General features: G+C 63.8%; 16 protein-coding genes. 11 read left to right on the top strand and 5 right to left on the bottom strand.

The annotated features are described in order from the left end of the window. Window positions 1-87 precede the first annotated feature (87 nt). The 3 genes from AC0L3C_RS19540 to AC0L3C_RS19530 all read left to right on the top strand — a co-directional run bounded on the left by AC0L3C_RS19540 (window position 88) and on the right by AC0L3C_RS19530 (window position 3,973). Window positions 88-1,230 carry an alpha/beta hydrolase gene (locus tag AC0L3C_RS19540; protein ID WP_473408731.1) on the top strand — a complete coding sequence of 381 codons (1,143 nt, stop codon included), beginning with the start codon at window positions 88-90 and terminating at the stop codon, window positions 1,228-1,230. A gap of 62 nt (window positions 1,231-1,292) precedes the next feature. Continuing rightward, window positions 1,293-2,264, top strand: coding sequence for an iron exporter MbfA (gene mbfA, locus AC0L3C_RS19535; RefSeq protein WP_007605213.1), 972 nt, complete (start codon window positions 1,293-1,295; stop codon window positions 2,262-2,264). 236 nt (window positions 2,265-2,500) lie between these two features. Next, window positions 2,501-3,973: an amidase gene (locus AC0L3C_RS19530; RefSeq protein ID WP_473408730.1), complete on the top strand. Its 1,473-nt coding sequence runs from the start codon at window positions 2,501-2,503 to the stop codon at window positions 3,971-3,973. 140 nt (window positions 3,974-4,113) lie between these two features. On the opposite strand, the gene AC0L3C_RS19525 is transcribed toward AC0L3C_RS19530, so the two are convergent. Next, the gene (locus AC0L3C_RS19525) at window positions 4,114-4,596 is read right to left on the bottom strand and encodes a CinA family protein (protein ID WP_473408729.1); all 483 of its coding nucleotides are present in this window, start codon (window positions 4,594-4,596) and stop codon (window positions 4,114-4,116) included. Between the two features lie 158 nt (window positions 4,597-4,754). Here AC0L3C_RS19525 and AC0L3C_RS19520 point away from each other — a divergent pair, with 158 nt between their 5' ends. The 3 genes from AC0L3C_RS19520 to AC0L3C_RS19510 are packed head-to-tail and all read left to right on the top strand — an operon-like array spanning window position 4,755 to window position 7,359. Then, window positions 4,755-5,813 carry an amidohydrolase family protein gene (locus AC0L3C_RS19520; RefSeq protein WP_473279453.1) on the top strand — a complete coding sequence of 353 codons (1,059 nt, stop codon included), beginning with the start codon at window positions 4,755-4,757 and terminating at the stop codon, window positions 5,811-5,813. Window positions 5,814-5,836: 23 nt separating this feature from the next. Beyond that, complete coding sequence (locus AC0L3C_RS19515; protein WP_473408728.1) at window positions 5,837-6,946, top strand: amidohydrolase family protein; 1,110 nt, start codon at window positions 5,837-5,839, stop codon at window positions 6,944-6,946. Next, window positions 6,946-7,359 carry a Rieske (2Fe-2S) protein gene (locus tag AC0L3C_RS19510; RefSeq protein ID WP_473408727.1) on the top strand — a complete coding sequence of 138 codons (414 nt, stop codon included), beginning with the start codon at window positions 6,946-6,948 and terminating at the stop codon, window positions 7,357-7,359. The genes AC0L3C_RS19515 and AC0L3C_RS19510 overlap by 1 nt, the downstream gene beginning before the upstream one ends. A 35-nt stretch (window positions 7,360-7,394) precedes the next feature. Here the strand turns inward: AC0L3C_RS19510 and AC0L3C_RS19505 are convergent, their stop codons facing one another. Next, a complete protein-coding gene (locus tag AC0L3C_RS19505; protein ID WP_473408726.1) occupies window positions 7,395-8,294 on the bottom strand; it encodes a transcriptional regulator GcvA in 900 nt (299 codons plus the stop codon). A gap of 110 nt (window positions 8,295-8,404) precedes the next feature. Here AC0L3C_RS19505 and AC0L3C_RS19500 point away from each other — a divergent pair, with 110 nt between their 5' ends. Together AC0L3C_RS19500 and AC0L3C_RS19495 are read left to right on the top strand one after the other, a co-directional pair. Beyond that, entirely contained in the window at window positions 8,405-8,608 is a 204-nt protein-coding gene (locus AC0L3C_RS19500) for a DUF1127 domain-containing protein (protein WP_007599575.1), read from the top strand. 78 nt (window positions 8,609-8,686) lie between these two features. After that, window positions 8,687-9,310, top strand: a complete 624-nt coding sequence (locus AC0L3C_RS19495; protein WP_473279455.1) for a GNAT family N-acetyltransferase — start codon at window positions 8,687-8,689, stop codon at window positions 9,308-9,310. Between the two features lie 50 nt (window positions 9,311-9,360). Here AC0L3C_RS19495 and AC0L3C_RS19490 read toward each other — a convergent pair whose 3' ends face one another. Together AC0L3C_RS19490 and AC0L3C_RS19485 are read right to left on the bottom strand one after the other, a co-directional pair. Continuing rightward, complete coding sequence (locus AC0L3C_RS19490) at window positions 9,361-10,191, bottom strand: enoyl-CoA hydratase (RefSeq protein WP_473408725.1); 831 nt, start codon at window positions 10,189-10,191, stop codon at window positions 9,361-9,363. A 111-nt stretch (window positions 10,192-10,302) separates the two neighbouring features. Beyond that, window positions 10,303-11,004, bottom strand: a complete 702-nt coding sequence (locus AC0L3C_RS19485) for an SDR family NAD(P)-dependent oxidoreductase (protein WP_473279457.1) — start codon at window positions 11,002-11,004, stop codon at window positions 10,303-10,305. Between the two features lie 230 nt (window positions 11,005-11,234). On the opposite strand from AC0L3C_RS19485, the gene AC0L3C_RS19480 reads away from it, so the two are divergent. After that, a complete protein-coding gene (locus AC0L3C_RS19480; protein ID WP_473408724.1) occupies window positions 11,235-13,019 on the top strand; it encodes an acyl-CoA dehydrogenase family protein in 1,785 nt (594 codons plus the stop codon). A 44-nt stretch (window positions 13,020-13,063) separates the two neighbouring features. Beyond that, on the top strand, window positions 13,064-14,152 hold the full coding sequence (locus AC0L3C_RS19475) for a Zn-dependent alcohol dehydrogenase (protein WP_473408723.1): 1,089 nt from the start codon (window positions 13,064-13,066) through the stop codon (window positions 14,150-14,152). A gap of 21 nt (window positions 14,153-14,173) precedes the next feature. Here the strand turns inward: AC0L3C_RS19475 and AC0L3C_RS19470 are convergent, their stop codons facing one another. Further along, on the bottom strand, window positions 14,174-14,500 hold the full coding sequence (locus tag AC0L3C_RS19470; RefSeq protein WP_473408747.1) for a hypothetical protein: 327 nt from the start codon (window positions 14,498-14,500) through the stop codon (window positions 14,174-14,176). A gap of 376 nt (window positions 14,501-14,876) precedes the next feature. On the opposite strand from AC0L3C_RS19470, the gene AC0L3C_RS19465 reads away from it, so the two are divergent. Continuing rightward, window positions 14,877-16,001: an acyltransferase family protein gene (locus AC0L3C_RS19465; RefSeq protein WP_473408722.1), complete on the top strand. Its 1,125-nt coding sequence runs from the start codon at window positions 14,877-14,879 to the stop codon at window positions 15,999-16,001. Window positions 16,002-16,025: the final 24 nt, after the last annotated feature.

The following is a 16,025-nucleotide window of genomic DNA, read 5'->3' as shown; positions in this document are numbered from 1 at the left end:
TGCCAAACGCGTTATAGAATGATGGTGGGCATGGCGCGCAAAGCGCGCCTTTGCCCACCCTACGATTCCACCCGTGTGGAGAAAGCAATGACCGACCTCCCCGAGATCCCGCTCCCCGCCGGCATTCGCTCACGCTATGTCGACGACATCAACGGCCTGCGCATGCACGTGCTGGAGGCCGGCTTCGAGACCAAGGGACGGCCCTGCATCCTGCTGCTGCACGGCTTTCCCGAGCTCGCTTTTTCCTGGCGCAAGGTGATGCCGGCGCTGAGCGCGGCCGGCTATCACGTGATCGCGCCGGACCAGCGCGGCTATGGCCGGACGACGGGATGGAGCGCGGAGTACGACGGCGATCTCGCACCGTTTTCGCTCTTCAACCTGGTGCGGGATGCGCTCGGGCTGGTGTCGGCGTTCGGCTACAGGCAGGTCGATGTGGTCGGCCACGATTTCGGCAGCCCGGTCGCGGCCTGGTGCGCGCTGATGCGGCCCGACGTGTTCCGTTCGGTGGCGATGATGAGCGCGCCGTTCGGCGGAGCGCCGCCGCTGCCGTTCAACACGCCGGCAAAGCCCCCGGCCGAAGACCCCGTGCATCGCGAGCTCGCCGCCTTGCCGCGTCCACGCAAGCACTATCAGTGGTATTATGCGACACGCCCGGCGAATGCCGATATGCACTGCGCGCCGCAAGGCGTGCATGATTTCCTGCGCGCCTACTATCATCACAAGAGCGCGGACTGGACCGACAACAAGCCGTATCCGCTGAAATCGTGGTCGGCGAACGAGTTGGCGAAGCTGCCGACCTATTATGTGATGGACCTGAACGAGACCATGGCCGAGACGGTTGCGAAGGAGATGCCCTCGCCGGCCGCGATCGCGGCCAATCAATGGCTCCCCGACCGCGAGCTCGCCTACTACAGCGCCGAATATGGCCGCACCGGATTCCAGGGCGGCCTGCAATGGTATCGCTGCGGCACATCGGGTGCATTCAACAGCCAGCTCGAATTGCTGGCCGGCCGCACCATCGACGTCCCCTCCTGCTTCATCTCGGGCAAGCAGGATTGGGGCACCTATCAGCGTCCCGGCGTGTTCGAGGCGATGCAGGCGCGAACCTGTACGAAGCTGCTCGGCTGCCACCTCGTCGACGGCGCCGGTCACTGGGTGCAGCAGGAGCAGCCGGCCGAGGTGAGCCGCCTGCTGCTCGATTTCCTGGCGAAGAGCCGCGGCGTGATTTGACCCGGGAACTTCGGCGCCCTATATAGTTTAGAACTATTCTAAACTAATCAGACAGGGCCGCCGTGAAGAATTTTGCCGATCTGACCGAGCGCGAGGTGCTTGCGGTCGCGATCTCCTCCGAGGAGGAGGACAGCCGCATCTATATGAGCTTCGCCGAAGACCTCAAGGAGCGCTATCCGGACTCCGCCAAGATCTTCGAGCAGATGGCCGAGGAAGAGCGCGGCCATCGTCACATGCTGCTGGAAATGTACGAGCAGCGCTTCGGTCCGCATTTGCCCCCGATCCGCCGCGAGGATGTCAAAGGCTTCCTGCGCCGTCGTCCGGTCTGGCTCACCAAGAACCTGCCGCTCGACACCGTCCGCAGGGAAGTCGAGACAATGGAATTGCAGGCCGAGCGCTTTTACGTGAAGGCGGCTGAGCAGGCGCAGGACGTCGGCGTGCGCCGCCTGCTCGGCGATCTGGCCGAGGCTGAGAAGGGCCACGAAGAGGTGGCGGCGAAGCTGACGGACCAGATCCTGAGTTCTGACGTGCGCGCCGAGGAAGACCGCACCAACCGGCGCATGTTCGTGTTGCAATATGTGCAACCAGGTCTCGCCGGCCTGATGGACGGCTCGGTCTCGACGCTGGCGCCGCTGTTCGCGGCTGCCTTCGCGACGCATCAGAACTGGCAAACGTTTCTGGTTGGCCTCGCCGCCTCGATCGGCGCCGGCATCAGCATGGGTTTTGCGGAAGCGCTGTCCGACGACGGCTCGCTGACCGGGCGTGGTTCGCCCTGGCTGCGCGGTCTCACCTGCGGCTTGATGACGACGCTCGGCGGGCTTGGGCACACCCTGCCCTATCTCGTGCCCGATCGCTGGGCCAACGCATTCTGGATCGCGACCGGAATTGCCGGAATTGTCGTGTTCTTCGAATTGTGGGCAATCGCCTTCATCCGCGCGCGCTACATGGATACACCGTTCCTCCAGGCCGTGTTCCAGATCGTCCTCGGCGGCGCGATCGTGCTGGCGGTGGGGATATTGATCGGAGCGGCGTAACAGCCTCACTCTCGGTGTCATGCCCCGCGAAGGCGGGGCATCCAGTACGCCGCGGCCTCTCCGTGTCCGATCGGCCCCGGTGGAATACTGGATCGCCCGAGCCGGGCGATGACTGCGAGTGATTGCTTGGCTCACCGCGTTCCGTCTTGCTCACATGTCAATCGCGATCAAACGGCGGTTGCGGTGCTGGGCCAAACTGCGCATCATCGTTCGACAATAAGAACAGGAGATGCCCCATGGCCAAATCCGAATGGAGCTTCAAGAGCGCGGTCGCGCTGTCGGCCGCGTTGGCCGCGAAGAAGGTTTCCGCGGTCGAGCTCACGCAGGATGCGATCGACCGCATCGAACGGCACGACGGCAAGGTCAACGCGATCTGCGTGCGGGATTTCGACCGCGCGCTGGACGCCGCACGCGAGGCGGACGGCGCATTGGCCCGCGGCGAGCACAAGCCGCTGCTCGGCCTGCCAATGACGATCAAGGAATCCTTCAACATCGCCGGCCTGCCCACGACCTGGGGCTGGACGCCGCAGAAAGATTTCAAGCCGCCCGAGGATGCGCTCTCGATCACGCGGGTGAAGGGTGCCGGCGGCGTCATCCTCGGCAAGACCAACGTGCCCGTGGGGTTGGCGGATTGGCAGAGCTACAACGAGATCTACGGTACGACCAACAATCCATTCGATCTCGGCCGCACGCCGGGTGGCTCGTCGGGCGGCTCGTCTGCGGCGCTGGCGGCAGGCTACGGACCACTCTCGCTCGGGTCCGACATCGGCGGCTCGCTGCGCGTGCCGGCCTTTCATTGCGGGGTTTATGCGCACAAGCCGACCTACAATCTCTGTCCAACGCGTGGCCACACGCCGCCGCCATTTCCAGCCATCCCGATGGAGCGCGATATGGCGGTGATCGGTCCGATGGCACGCAGTGCAGTCGATCTGCCGCTGCTCCTGGACGTGATGGCAGGTCCCGATCCGCTGGATCTGGGCGTCGGATACAAGCTTGCGCTGCCCGAGGCGCGACACCGCGCGCTGAAGGATTTCCGTGTGCTGGTGATCGACAGCCACCCGCTGCTGCCTGCGAATGCCGACATTCGCAGCGCCATCGAGAAGCTGGCGAACCAATTGTCGAGCGCCGGCGCGAGCATAACGCGCGAAAGCCCGCTGTTTCCAGACTTCACGGAAGCCTCTCGCCTCTATATGCGCATGCTGATGGGCTTTCTGGGCGCCTTCTCTCCGCCGGACATTCTCGCCGGCGCGCGTGCCGGAGCGGCGCAGCTCTCGCCCGACGACAAGAGTCTTGCTGCCGAGCGGCTGCGTGGCATGACCAGCACACATCAGGCCTGGGTGTTCGACGAAGGCGCCCGCGCCGGCCTGCGCGCGCAATGGCGGCAATTGTTCAGGACATTCGATGCGGTGATCTGCCCGATCATGCCGACCCCGGCCTATCCGCATGATCATTCGCCGGAGCAGGAAAAGCGCCGGATCAATATCGATGGCAAGGACCACCCCTATCCGGACCAGCTTGCCTGGCCCGGCATCGCCACGCTGACGGGTCTGCCGGCAACGGCTGTTCCGCTCGGCCTGTCGAAGGACGGGCTGCCGGTCGGCGTGCAGATCATCGGGCCCTTCCTCGAGGACCGCACGCCGCTGAAGCTCGCCGAGCTGATCGAACGCGAGTTCGGCGGGTTCGTGCCGCCGCCCCTATTCAATGACTAGCCCTTCGCGTCATTGCGAGGAGCACTTGCGACGAAGCAATCCAAAATCCGCCCGCGGCAACAGTCTGGATTGCTTCGCTTCGCTCGCAATGACGGGCAAAACAACTACTGGATCTGGCGCGATATTTCGCGCCCCGGAACTCACCGCTCCAGATTCTTCAACAGCAATTTCAGCGCTGTCGCTGCAAATATCTGCATATTGGCGAAGCGGTCGTTGCTGCCCGTCTCCAGCGTCATCACCTCGACCGCGGGCCCGGCGACCGCCATGCAGCTGTGGCCCGCCGCATCGCCGTAGCGATTGCCGGTGGGACCCGCCGCGCCGGTCTCGGACAGGCCCCAATCGCAATTGAAACGGCTGCGCATCCGCTCGGCCAGCAGTTGCGCGTAGGGCTCCGACGAAGAACGAAAGCCCTTCATTCCTTCGTCCGCAATATCCATCAGCACGCGCCTGGCATCGCGGGTGTAGACCACGGCCCCGCCGAGGAAATAGGCCGACGCGCCGGGCACCGCGAGAAGGCTGGCCGAGATCAGGCCGCCGGTCGAGGATTCCGCCACGGCAATGGTCTGTTTGCGCGCGATCAATTTCGCTGCCACCTGTTCCGCAATGCCGACGAGCTCTTTCATGCCTTGACCCCTTATGCCTTCGCAACCGAGCTCGGCCTTTCTAGCATATGACAGCGCCGTTGGCCGAGTTGCAGCCAACGGGCAGGCCTGCTTGAATGGCAGTCAAGACCAAGCGCCGCCCGCGAGACGACGCGACGAGGAAACTTGAAGGACACGTCATGGCGTCCCTGATCGCCGGCGGGGTGGATTGCGATGTGCATCCGGCCGTGCCGCATCTGACCAGCCTGCTGCCGTACCTGAACGACTATTGGCGCGATCAGGTGACGACGCGCGGCATGGTCGATCTCATCTCGCAATCCTACCCGCAGAACTCGCCGATCACGGCGCGGCCCGACTGGCGCCCCGAAAGCGGCAAGCCGGGCGAAAGCCGGGCGGACATGCAGCGCCATGTGCTCGATCCCTTTCAGCTCTCCCATGCCATCTGCAATCCGCTCTATGGCGTGCAGATGGTGTTTTCCGAGGATCTGCAGGCCGCCTTCTGCAGCGCACTGAACGACTGGCTCGTGAAGGAATGGCTTGATCGCGATACGCGGCTGCGCGGCTCCATCGTGATCCCCACCCAAAGCGTCGAGAAGGCCGTCGCCGAGATCGAGCGCTGTGCGGCGGACCGCCGCTTCGTGCAGGTGCTGATGCTGGTGATGGGCGACACGCCGCTCGGCAAGCGCGCGCTATGGCCGATCTACGAGGCGGCAGAACGGCTGGACCTTCCGATCGGCATTCATGCCGGTTCCGCCTATCACAATCCGCCGACCGCCGTGGGGTGGGGTTCCTACCACATCGAGGATTATGCCGGTCAGGCCCAGGCGTTCCAGACCCAGCTCACCAGCCTGATCGTCGAGGGCGTGTTCGCCAAATATCCGTTGCTGAAAATGGTGATGCTGGAATCCGGGGTGTCCTGGATCTCGCCATTTCTCTGGCGCCTGCACAAGTTCTGGCGCGGCGTGCGGATGGAGACGCCGTGGGTCGATCGCGCGCCGCTGGACATTGTGCGCAGCAACATCCGCTTTTCGTTACAGCCATTCGATGCGCCGCCGGATGAGGCGACATTAATTCGCCTGTTTGATCATATGCAGTCGGACGAATTGGTCGTATTCTCCACCGACTATCCGCACTGGCAGTTCGACGGCCAGGAGGCGCTGCCCGCAGGTCTCACCCCCGATCTCGTGCGCAAGATCATGATCGATAATCCGCATGCGACCTATCCCCGCCTGACTTAGCCGCTGCCAAAGGAGGCAAGGCGATGAATATTCAGTTCCGCGAAAGCTCCGAAGCCGCTTCCCCACTGACCGTCAAAACCGCGATCGCGGACTGCGACATCCATCCGGCACGCGCGACCCGCGCCGAGCTCTATCCTTACCTGGCCAAACGCTGGCAGCATCATCTCGAAGTCTACGGCGTCCATGCCTATCAGGGCATGATGGAAGGTCCGCCCTATCCGAAGGCCCAGCCCAACGCCTCGCGCCGCGACGCCTATCCGCCGGAAGGCGGGCCGCAAGGCTCCTCGCTGTCCTTCATGCAGAAGCAGCTGCTCGACCCCCACAACGTGCAGCTCGGCGTGCTCAATCCCCTCAACACCGGGCAAGGCATCCGCAATCACGAGCTCTCGGCGGCCTTGTGCTCGGCGATCAACGACTGGCAGATCGACAAATGGACCAGCAAGGACAAGCGGCTGAAGGCGTCCATCGTCGTCGGCAATGAGGACGGGCTGTCGGCCGCCGCCGAAATCCGCGAGCGCGCCGGCGACAAGAATTTCGTGCAGGTGCTGCTGCTCAGCCGCAATGTCGAGCCGCTCGGCCAGCGCCGCTACTGGCCGATCTACCAGGCCGCGGAAGAGGCCGGCCTTCCCGTCGGCGTCCACGCCTTCGGCTTCGGCGGCAACCCGATCACGCCGTCGGGCTGGCCTTCCTATTACATCGAGGAGATGGTCGGCCACTCGCAGTGCCAGCAATCGGCGCTCGCGAGTCTCGTGCTGGAAGGCGTATTCGAGCGCTTCCCGAAATTGAAGCTGGTGATGATCGAGGCCGGCTTCGGCTGGGCACCGTCGCTGGCGTGGCGGCTCGACAAGGTCTGGCAGCGGCTGCGCAGCGAGGTGCCGCATGTCAAACGACCGCCGTCGGAATATATCCGCGAGCAGGTGTGGTGGACGACGCAGCCGATGGAGGATCCGGAGCGGCGCGAGGATCTGTTCGACGTCATCAAGTGGATCGGCTGGGACCGGTTGCTGTTCGCGACCGACTACCCGCACTGGGATTATGACGAGCCGTCGCGCGTGCTGCCCCCGGGCGTCAGCGAGGATCACCGCGAGGCCTTCTATCTCGGCAATGCGAAGAAGCTCTACGGGATCGCTTGATGGCGCGGCATGTGATTGCCGCGGTCGATGAGTTTCCGCCCGGCACGCGAAAATTTCTGGAGATCGACGGACGGCCGATCGCGGTCTTCAACATCAAGGGTGAATATTTCGGCCTGATGAACCGCTGCCCGCATCAGGGCGCGGCGCTGTGCGAAGGACCCTTGATCGGGCTCGCGCAATCGAAGGACCCGGGCGAGATCGAATACACCAAGCTCGGCGAGATCATTCGCTGTCCCTGGCATGGCTGGGAGTTCGACATCCGAACCGGCCAGTCCTACTGCGACCCCCGCCGCTTCCGCGTGAAGGCCTACCCGGCCCATGTCGAGCCGGGTGCAAGCGTGGTGAAGGGGCCGTATATCGCCGAGACGATACCCGTGACGGTCGAGAGCCACTACGTCGTGGTGGAGCTGTAGCGAGAAGCAGGTGGCGCGGGCACGCGCCGGCGATCTCAGGCTTTGTTCTGCGTTGCAGCGATCATCCAATCGCGGAATGCGGCGAGCTTCGGCGCTTCGCGGCGACCCTCCGGCGCGACCAGATAGAAGCCGGCATCGGCCGGCAGCGCGATCTTGAAAGGGACCACGAGTCGCCCCTTGGCGATGTCGTCCTGAACGTAGGAGGTCCGCCCCATCGCCACGCCGATGCCGTCGATCGCGGCCTGGATGGTCATGAAGATCATGTCGAAGGTGATGCCGGGCTGCCTGGCGATGTCGGCCGGCTGACCCGCCGCCGTCAACCACAGCCGCCAGTCGTCGCTGTTGGCGTTGGAGGTGTGCAGCAGCATGTGGCTCTTGAGATCTTCAGGACAGCGCAATGGCTTGTCGCCACGCAAGAGAGACGGGCTGCACACCGGAAACAGCTCGTCTGCCATCAGCCAGTCGGCGCGCAGACCCGCCCACTGGCCGCGGCCGTAGCGGATCGCGGCATCGACATTGTCGCGCTGGAAGTCGACGAGGCCGGTCGAGGTGGTGATGCGGACGTCGATGCCGGGATGGTGCTCCTGGAAATCGGTCAGCCGCGGCAGCAGCCATTTTGCGGCAAGCGATGCCAGCGTCGAGACCGTCAGAACCTTGTCGTCGTCCTTGCGCAGCAGCCGGTCGGTGGCGAGGCGAAGGTCGTTGAAGGCGGCGCGGACGCCCGGCAAATAGTCGCGCGCCTCCGGCGTCAGCGTCAGCGCGCGGTTCTGCCGGACGAATAGCCGGATGCCGAGCTCCTCCTCAAGCCTGCGGATCTGATGGCTGATCGCGGTCTGGGTCACGTTCAGCTCGGACGCGGCCAGCGTGAAGCTGAGATGCCGCGCGGCGGCCTCAAAGGCCCGCAATCCGTTCAGGGAGGGCAATCTGGCAGTCATCTGGCAGCAGGATACATGACGTTATTTCATGCGAAAGAGTACAAATTGTCGTTTGTCGCAGTGCATCAGCAGGCAGATATTAGCGGTCAAGTTAGCTCAAGGAGCTGAAAATGTCTACTCTGACCCAGAATTCGATGACAAATCATCATGCACCCGGCCTGATCCACCAGATCGGCGAGACCCTTCACGTCTGGCACGAGCGCTACCGGACCCGCCGGGAGCTTACTAACTGGTCCGCGCGTGACCTTCAGGACGTCGGGCTGTCCTGGAGCGATGTGGCCTACGAGGCCGACAAACCCTTTTGGCGGGCCTGATTGGCCGCCAGGCCGGCGCCGCCTGACTGTGGGGCGCCGGCGGTCTCCTTTCCCTTTGGTCCCCTTGGGGCGCGTGCCATGAGCACCCTTCGCCTGGAAGATCTGAAGCAATATTCGGACACGTTGCGCACGCGGCACGGCGAGGCGCTGCGCGTTCGTTTCGTCGAGCCGCGCGACACCGAGGAGCTCCAGTATTATTTTCGCTCGCTCCCGACGCGCTCCCGCTACAACCGCTTCTTCGGTGCGATGAGCGAACTGCCGCAGGGCCTCCTGCAGGAATTCCTTCAGGTCGGCGAGCGCGAACGTTTTACCGTGGTGGCGACCATGATGGTCGACGGCTTCGAGACCATCGTCGCCGAAGCGCGCTACGCACTGCATGCCGAAACCGCGACGCTTGAATTCGGCCTGTCGGTTGCGGACCGCCGGCAGGGCCAGGGCATCGCCACCGCGCTGATGAAGAATCTCGAATGCCGCGCGGCCGCGCTTGGCGCCGACCACATGTTCGGCGACACGCTGCGCTCCAACGCGGCCATGATCTCGCTCGCGCGCAAATCGAGCTTCGCCTTCGTCAATCATCCGGACGACTGGAAGCTGGTGCGCTTCGACAAGGAGATTTCCGTCGCGCCGAAGGACATTCCCTGCGCGAGCTGGCGCCTCGTCGCTCTTTCCCGTCAGGCCGATAGCCCCTCAGCCTCGGCCTGACACCACTCGAGCCCGGCTCTGGTCAAACGGAGCCGGGCTTTTTTTCGCCGCTACTTCCCCGTGAACACCGCCTTGCGTTTCTCGATGAAGGCTTGCACCGCTTCCTTGTGATCGGCGGTCGTGGTCAGGCGGACCAGCCGCTCGGCTTCGTGATCGCGCGCGGTCTCGAAGTCGAACAGCAGGGCCTCGTCGAGATTGTCCTTCATGTAGCGCAGCGCGAGGCGCGGACCTCCAGCGAGGGATTTAGCCAGTGCGAAGGCCTCCGCCTGCAATTTGTCGTCGGCCACCACGCGGTTGACGAGGCCGATGGCCTCGCACCTGGAAGCATCGACCCGATCGCCGGTGAACAGCAGCTCGCGCGCCCGCGCGGTACCGACGAGGCGCGTCAACAGCCACGCGATGCCATAATCGCCGCTGAGCGCGATGCGCGCATAGCCGGTGGCCACGAAGGCCGATTGCGCGGCAATGCGGATGTCGCAGGCCATGGCGATGGCGAGCCCCGCGCCGACCGCCGGCCCCGGCAATGCCGCGATGGTCGGCTTGCGCACCGAGACCAGTGCGCCGGTGAGCAGGCGTTGCCGCTCCTGGAGATCGGCGATGCGATCTTCCTGCGACATCTCCAGCTTCTTGGGGTCGCGATGCGCACCCATGCCCTTGACGTTGCCGCCCGCGCAGAACGCTTCGCCCGCGCCGGTGATCAGCAGCGCGCCGACATCGGGGTTCTCGCCGCAGGAGCGGATCATGGTGCGCAGCGCCGGGGTCAGCGCGTCCGACAGCGAGTTGCGCGCCTCGGGCCGGTTCAGCGTGATCAATGCGACGCGATCGCGGATCACGCAGAGGAGTTCACTGGTGCCGGTATCGATGGTGATTTCCGTGGTCATGATTCCCGCCCTTGTCGGGTGGGCAAAGCGAAGTGTGCCCACCATTGCTGTTTCGTCGTTGATGGTGGGCACGGCGCTATGCGCCTTTGCCCATCCTACGGCAGCTTGCCTTCAAAACTTCTCCACCCACGGCCGCAGCTCCAGCTCCCAGCTCCAGGCGCTGCGCGGCTGCTGCAACACGTTCCAGTAGCTCTCCGCAATCGCATCGGGATCGAGCATCGAATCCGGCTTGTCCGGCGCTTCCGTGCGCGCTGCACTCCTGATGCCGCCATCGATCACGAAATGCGCGACATGGATGCCTTGCGGCGACAATTCGCGCGCCATGCTCTGCGCGAGCCCGCGCAGTGCGAACTTGCCCATCGCGAACGGCGCGGATTGCGCGTAGCCCTTGACGCTGGCCGAGGCGCCGGTGAACAGGATCGCGCCGTGTTGGTTCGGCAGCATGCGCCTGGCCGCCTGCTGCGCCACCAGGAAGGCGCCATAGGCACTGACCGCAATGGCGTTCGCCACGTCGGCCGGAACGAGATCGACGAACGGCCCGCGCGCCCTGCCGCTGGCGTTGTAGACGACCAAATCGGGCGTGCCGATCTCGCGTTCGACGAGGCCGAACAGGCGCTCGACCTCATCAGGCTCGATGGCGTTGCAGGCATAGGCCTTGGCGCCGGTCTCGCTGCAGAGCGCGCCGAGCTTCTCGATTTTTCGCGCGGCCAGCGCAACGCGGATGCCCTGGGCGGACAATAGCCGCGCCAGCGAGGCGCTCAGGCCTTCGCCCGCACCGACGATGAGGGCGATCTTGTATTTCGGGTGTTCCATGACGTGATCTCTCGAAGACGGGAAGCCGCTGATCCATGCACGGTCCGCGCGGACAACCAGCCGGGCGATCACAATTCCGCAGGGCGAATTGCTCCCACGCGGCGATCATGCCTCCCTGACAATTTGCGGCTTTATCCGCTTTCGCGACTGGAGCATGATCGACATCATCTCAAGCGGCAAGCGCCAAATCAGCGCAAAATGGCCGCAAGGCGGAAACGAAGAGGACGATCATGCGACAGCCGGCCCCCGCGCAGCCAAAACAGGTCGCGGCCGCACCATCCGGACTGCTGGCGCCCGACACCACCGGCATGAATTTCTACCGCGCCGATCAGGCACTCACCGATCTCCTGCGCATCCATCTGCCGGAGACGCTATTCCGCCATATCGAGCCACATCTCGATCGGCTGGGCGAACTCGCCGGCGGACATCTCGACGATTGCGCGCGGCTCGCCGACCGGCACACGCCGGTGCTGCACCATCGCGACAAGTTCGGCCGCGACGTGCAGTGGATCGAATACCACCCGGCCTATCGCGAGCTGGAGAAGGCAGCCTTCGGCGAGTTCGGCATCCACGCGCTCTCGATCCGCAAGGGCATCATGGGCTGGCCGGACAAATATCCCGTCGTCGCCAAGCACGCCTTCACGTTCCTGTTCAACCAGACCGAATTCGGCATGGGCTGCCCGATCAACGTCACCGACGGCTGCGCCAAGCTGCTCGCGAATTTCGGCAGCGACGCGCTGAAGGCGAAATATCTCGACGGCCTGACCCAGACCGACATGAGCAAGCTGACCCAGGGCGGCCAGTTCATGACCGAGAAGGAAGGCGGCTCCGACGTCGGCACGCTGACCACGACGGCGGTGCAGGAAGGCGACCATTGGCGCCTCACCGGCGAAAAATGGTTCTGCTCGAACGCCGACGCAAAGATCGTGATGCTGCTGGCGCGCCCCGAAGGCGCCGGCCCCGGCACGCGCGGCGTCGGCCTGTTCCTGATGCCGCGCTTCCTCGACGACGGTTCGCAGAACCACTACCGGATCGTGCGTCTGAAGGACAAGCTCGGCACGCGCTCGATGGCCTCGGGCGAAATCAAGCTCGAAGGCGCGATCGCCTACGCGGTCGGGAAGCTCGACCGCGGCTTCGTGCAGATGGCCGAGATGGTGAACTCGTCGCGGCTTTCAAATGGCGTGAAGTCCACCGCACTGATGCGCCGCGCCTACCATGACGCGATGACGGTGGCAAAAAATCGCGTGGTGTTCGGCAACCGCATCATCGACCTGCCGCTGGGCCGGCGCCAGATGCTGAAAATCACGCTGCCGGTCGAGCAAGCGTTGTCGATGAGCTTTCTCACTGCGGACGCGCTCGACCGCGCCGAGGCCGGCAGCCAGGATGCAGCCGCACTGCTGCGCATCCTGACGCCGACCTTGAAATTCCGCGCCACCCGCGATGCACGAAAGGTCTGTGGCGATGCGCTCGAGATGCGCGGCGGCATCGGCTATATCGAGGAGTTCGCGACCGCCCGCCTGCTCCGCGACGCGCATCTCGGTTCGGTCTGGGAAGGCACCGGCAACATCGTCGCGATTGATGCGCTGAGGCGCGCGGTCGGCCGCCACGGCGCCGAATCCGCGCTCGCCGCCGATCTGCACGCCCGCCTCGATGACAGCCCCTCGGTGCCGCAGGCCTGGCGCGACCGGCTCCGCGGCCTCACCGATCGCGCGGTCGGTTTTGCGCGCGAGGTCGCGGCCAAATCCGAAAACGAAGCCGATGCGCGCCGCGCCACCAGCCTGCTCTACCATGTCGCCAGCGCCGTCGCGCTCGCCTGGGAGGCGCATCGTATTCACGACATGCGTGGCGATGCGCGAAGGCTGTTGTTGTCGCGGCTGGTGGTCGACCACCGGGTGTCGCCGAGCGATCCGTTCCGGCTGACGGAAAATGCCGCGCAGCAGAAGATCGCCACGCTGCTGCTCGGCGACCGCGCAGCTGATATGAGCGAGGTTGGCGAACTGGTCCTGGCGGCGTAGGCTGCACCCACGTTCAAAGCAAAAAAGGCGATAGGGAGTGCTCGATGAAGGCCGCCGTCCTCCATGAAGTCAACAAGCCTCTGATCATCGAGGATGTCAGCCTGCCGAAGCCCGGCCCGCGCGAGGTCCTGATCCGGACCTCGGTCGCAGGTCTCTGCCACTCCGATCTGCACTTCATGGAAGGCCTGTATCCGCATCCGCTGCCCGCGGTGCTCGGGCACGAGTCCGCCGGTGTCGTCGAGCAGGTCGGCTCCGACGTGACTTATGTGAAGCCCGGTGATCATGTCGTCACCTGTCTTTCGGTGTTCTGCGGCACCTGCGACAATTGCACCACGGGCCGCACTGTGCTCTGCACCGACACCACGGTGAAATTGCTGCCTGGGGCGTCCAACCGGATGCAATGGGCCCGCTCCGAGAAGCTGCATCAGTTCCTCAACCTGTCGTCCTTCGCCGAGCAGATGCTCGTGCACGAAAATGCCATCGTCAAAATCCGCAAGGAGATGCCGCTCGATCTTGCGGCGCTGATCGGCTGCGGCGTCATTACCGGCTACGGCGCGGTCGTGAACACGGCGAAGGTGACGGCCGGCGAGACCGTGGCCGTGATCGGCTGCGGCGGTGTCGGCATGGCTGCGATCAACGGCGCGCAGATCGCGGGCGCCGGCCGCATCATCGCCATCGACACCAATCCGGCCAAGCTCCAGCTTGCGACCAAGCTTGGCGCCACCGACATCATCAACCCGGCAGACGGCGACGTCGTGAAGCAGGTGCGCGATCTCACCAATGGCGGCGTGCATCATTCCTTCGAGGTGCTCGGCCGCAAGGAGACCGCCGAGCAGGCCTTCGGCATGCTCGCTTCGGGCGGCACGGCCACCATCGTCGGCATGATTCCGTTCGGCCAGAAGATCGAGCTTCATGGCTTCGATTTCCTGCGCGAGCGCAGGATCCAGGGCTCCTCGATGGGCTCGAACCATTTTCGCGTCGACATGCCGCGGCTGGTGGATTTTTACCTGCGCGGCCGGCTGCACCTGGAGGACTGGATCTCGGCCAAGCTCAAGCTCTCCGAGATCAACGAAGGGTTTGCCAACATGAAGGCCGGCAAGACGCTGCGCAGCGTGATCATGTTCGACAGCTGATGGCCGGATCAGGCAGGGCGCTCAGGATTGAGGCAACTGCTCCGGGCCGGCCAAGTCGCAACGCGACTCTTTCAGGAGCAGCAGCGCCGCAGCTGTGACGAGACCCGTGGCGAGCAGGTACAGGGGCGAGATGTTCAAACCGGGCCCTGCGAAGACCAGGTACGAGAACAGTCCCGCGGTCGACACGATAAAGCCGAGCCAGGCAAACCTCGGAAAGCGAAATCCACGTTCGCCGCGCCAAAGATCAAGCACGAGGTTTGCCATTAAGCCGATGCTGCCGGATGACTCGCGCGGCGTGCCACGGTTGAATGACCGTCGTGTCCTGAATGGCATCTTCTGGGTCTTCAATCCGGAGCTTCTCTTTCCGGCTTAACTGGGCGCCCGTCGGTTCCATATTTGGAGGGCCGCCGTCAACTTTAGGAACAAATTCTTCACCAACACAAACGATAGTACTCATTGTAAATACAACCTCACGATGCGCGTGCTAGAACCCCAAGAAGCAGCGCGAAGTTTCACGTCTGCTGTCGCAATTGGGAATCTGGAATGTTCAGCGGACTGACCTACTCCGCATGGGGGCGCTCCCCCGCATTGGAACGTCGAAAGGCATGCGGATCGCGGGTTCAAGTGCGCTGGGAGCCCGCCACGCGTCGGCGGATCGAGAAGTGCTGCTGGTTGATCGCCGCTTCGGCGTGCGGCTTTGTGGCCTCCCGCTAAGACCACAACCATGTTCAGTCTTGCTGATCAGCTGGCTCTTTCGCGCAATCGGCCTGCAGGTTTCGATTACATGCGGATTGCGCTGGCGGCCGCGATCATCTGCCTGCACAGCGCGAACGTCACACTTGGGCTCGATCGGGCAATGGAGCTAGCAGGCCATTTTCGCATGGTGAACGCAACGATTCTTGCGCTCTTCTTCGCCTTGAGCGGGTTCTTGGTGACGGGCAGCTTGTTGAGGTGCAAGAGCCTGATTTCGTTTATCGGCCTGCGCGTGCTTCGCATCGCGCCCGCTCTCGTGGTTGAGACGACGCTTTCAGCCATCATCATCGGCCCGATCTTCACCGCGATGCCTTTGACCGAGTACTTCGCGGACCCGAGATTCCATGTCTATTTTCTCAACATGCTCGGCGACGTCCACTTCGAACTCCCGGGTGTATTTCTTTACAATCCGGTGCCTGATCTGGTGAATGCTCAGCTCTGGACGGTGCCGTATGAGCTGTGGTGTTACGCTATCCTGGCGCTTCTTGCCGCGGCCACGATTTGCTTCAACAGGGCACTATACCTTGGGTTCCTGGTGTTCGCCCAGATCGGCCTCGTCTGGTACGATATCTACCATTCAGACGAACTGTTCATTCACCTTCGCCCGCACATTCTGGTGTTCTGCTTCCTCCTAGGCGTCGGCTTCTACCTCTGGCGCGACAAGGTACCGTTCAACCGGGCGACGGGCCTGTTCGCGCTTGTACTTTGCATGATCGGCATGGCCGGCGGACGCAGCGACGCGATTTTTGCCGTGCCGGCCGCCTATATCGCGTGTTATCTGGGCCTCACGAACCCGCGGCGAATCTGGATCGTGTCGTCCGGCGACTATTCCTACGGGATGTACCTCTATGGATTCGTCATACAGCAGTGCGTTGCAGCGCTGGGCCCGTCGCTTCAGTACTGGTATCTGAACGTCCTGATCAGCCTGCCGATTGCCTTTGGCGTCGCTGTCGCCTCCTGGCACCTCCTCGAGAAACACGCTCTTCGGCTGAAAGGCCAGCTCGAACGATTTGAGACGGCGGTTCTTTCGGCGTTTCGATCGTGGATTACCCATAGTCGCGTGCAATCGCATAGCCGCCCGATTGCTGAAAACTGAACAACTCCTTCTCCGTGAGCAACC

This window comes from Bradyrhizobium sp. WSM4872, assembly GCF_055811715.1.
The sequence above is the reverse complement of the archived record's forward strand: the minus strand, read 5'-3'. Positions and strand labels throughout refer to the sequence as shown.

Excerpts from the sequence above, each read along its gene's own strand:
- AC0L3C_RS19505 (WP_473408726.1), bottom strand. The coding sequence starts at position 8,294 with ATGACTGCCAGATTGCCCTCCCTGAACGGATTGCGGGCCTTTGAGGCC.
- AC0L3C_RS19485 (WP_473279457.1), bottom strand. The coding sequence starts at position 11,004 with ATGGAACACCCGAAATACAAGATCGCCCTCATCGTCGGTGCGGGCGAA.
- AC0L3C_RS19480 (WP_473408724.1), top strand. The coding sequence starts at position 11,235 with ATGCGACAGCCGGCCCCCGCGCAGCCAAAACAGGTCGCGGCCGCACCA.
- AC0L3C_RS19515 (WP_473408728.1), top strand. The coding sequence starts at position 5,837 with ATGAATATTCAGTTCCGCGAAAGCTCCGAAGCCGCTTCCCCACTGACC.
- AC0L3C_RS19540 (WP_473408731.1), top strand. The coding sequence starts at position 88 with ATGACCGACCTCCCCGAGATCCCGCTCCCCGCCGGCATTCGCTCACGC.
- AC0L3C_RS19520 (WP_473279453.1), top strand. The coding sequence starts at position 4,755 with ATGGCGTCCCTGATCGCCGGCGGGGTGGATTGCGATGTGCATCCGGCC.
- AC0L3C_RS19490 (WP_473408725.1), bottom strand. The coding sequence starts at position 10,191 with ATGACCACGGAAATCACCATCGATACCGGCACCAGTGAACTCCTCTGC.
- AC0L3C_RS19495 (WP_473279455.1), top strand. The coding sequence starts at position 8,687 with ATGAGCACCCTTCGCCTGGAAGATCTGAAGCAATATTCGGACACGTTG.
- AC0L3C_RS19475 (WP_473408723.1), top strand. The coding sequence starts at position 13,064 with ATGAAGGCCGCCGTCCTCCATGAAGTCAACAAGCCTCTGATCATCGAG.
- AC0L3C_RS19510 (WP_473408727.1), top strand. The coding sequence starts at position 6,946 with ATGGCGCGGCATGTGATTGCCGCGGTCGATGAGTTTCCGCCCGGCACG.
- AC0L3C_RS19500 (WP_007599575.1), top strand. The coding sequence starts at position 8,405 with ATGTCTACTCTGACCCAGAATTCGATGACAAATCATCATGCACCCGGC.
- AC0L3C_RS19525 (WP_473408729.1), bottom strand. The coding sequence starts at position 4,596 with ATGAAAGAGCTCGTCGGCATTGCGGAACAGGTGGCAGCGAAATTGATC.
- AC0L3C_RS19530 (WP_473408730.1), top strand. The coding sequence starts at position 2,501 with ATGGCCAAATCCGAATGGAGCTTCAAGAGCGCGGTCGCGCTGTCGGCC.
- AC0L3C_RS19465 (WP_473408722.1), top strand. The coding sequence starts at position 14,877 with ATGTTCAGTCTTGCTGATCAGCTGGCTCTTTCGCGCAATCGGCCTGCA.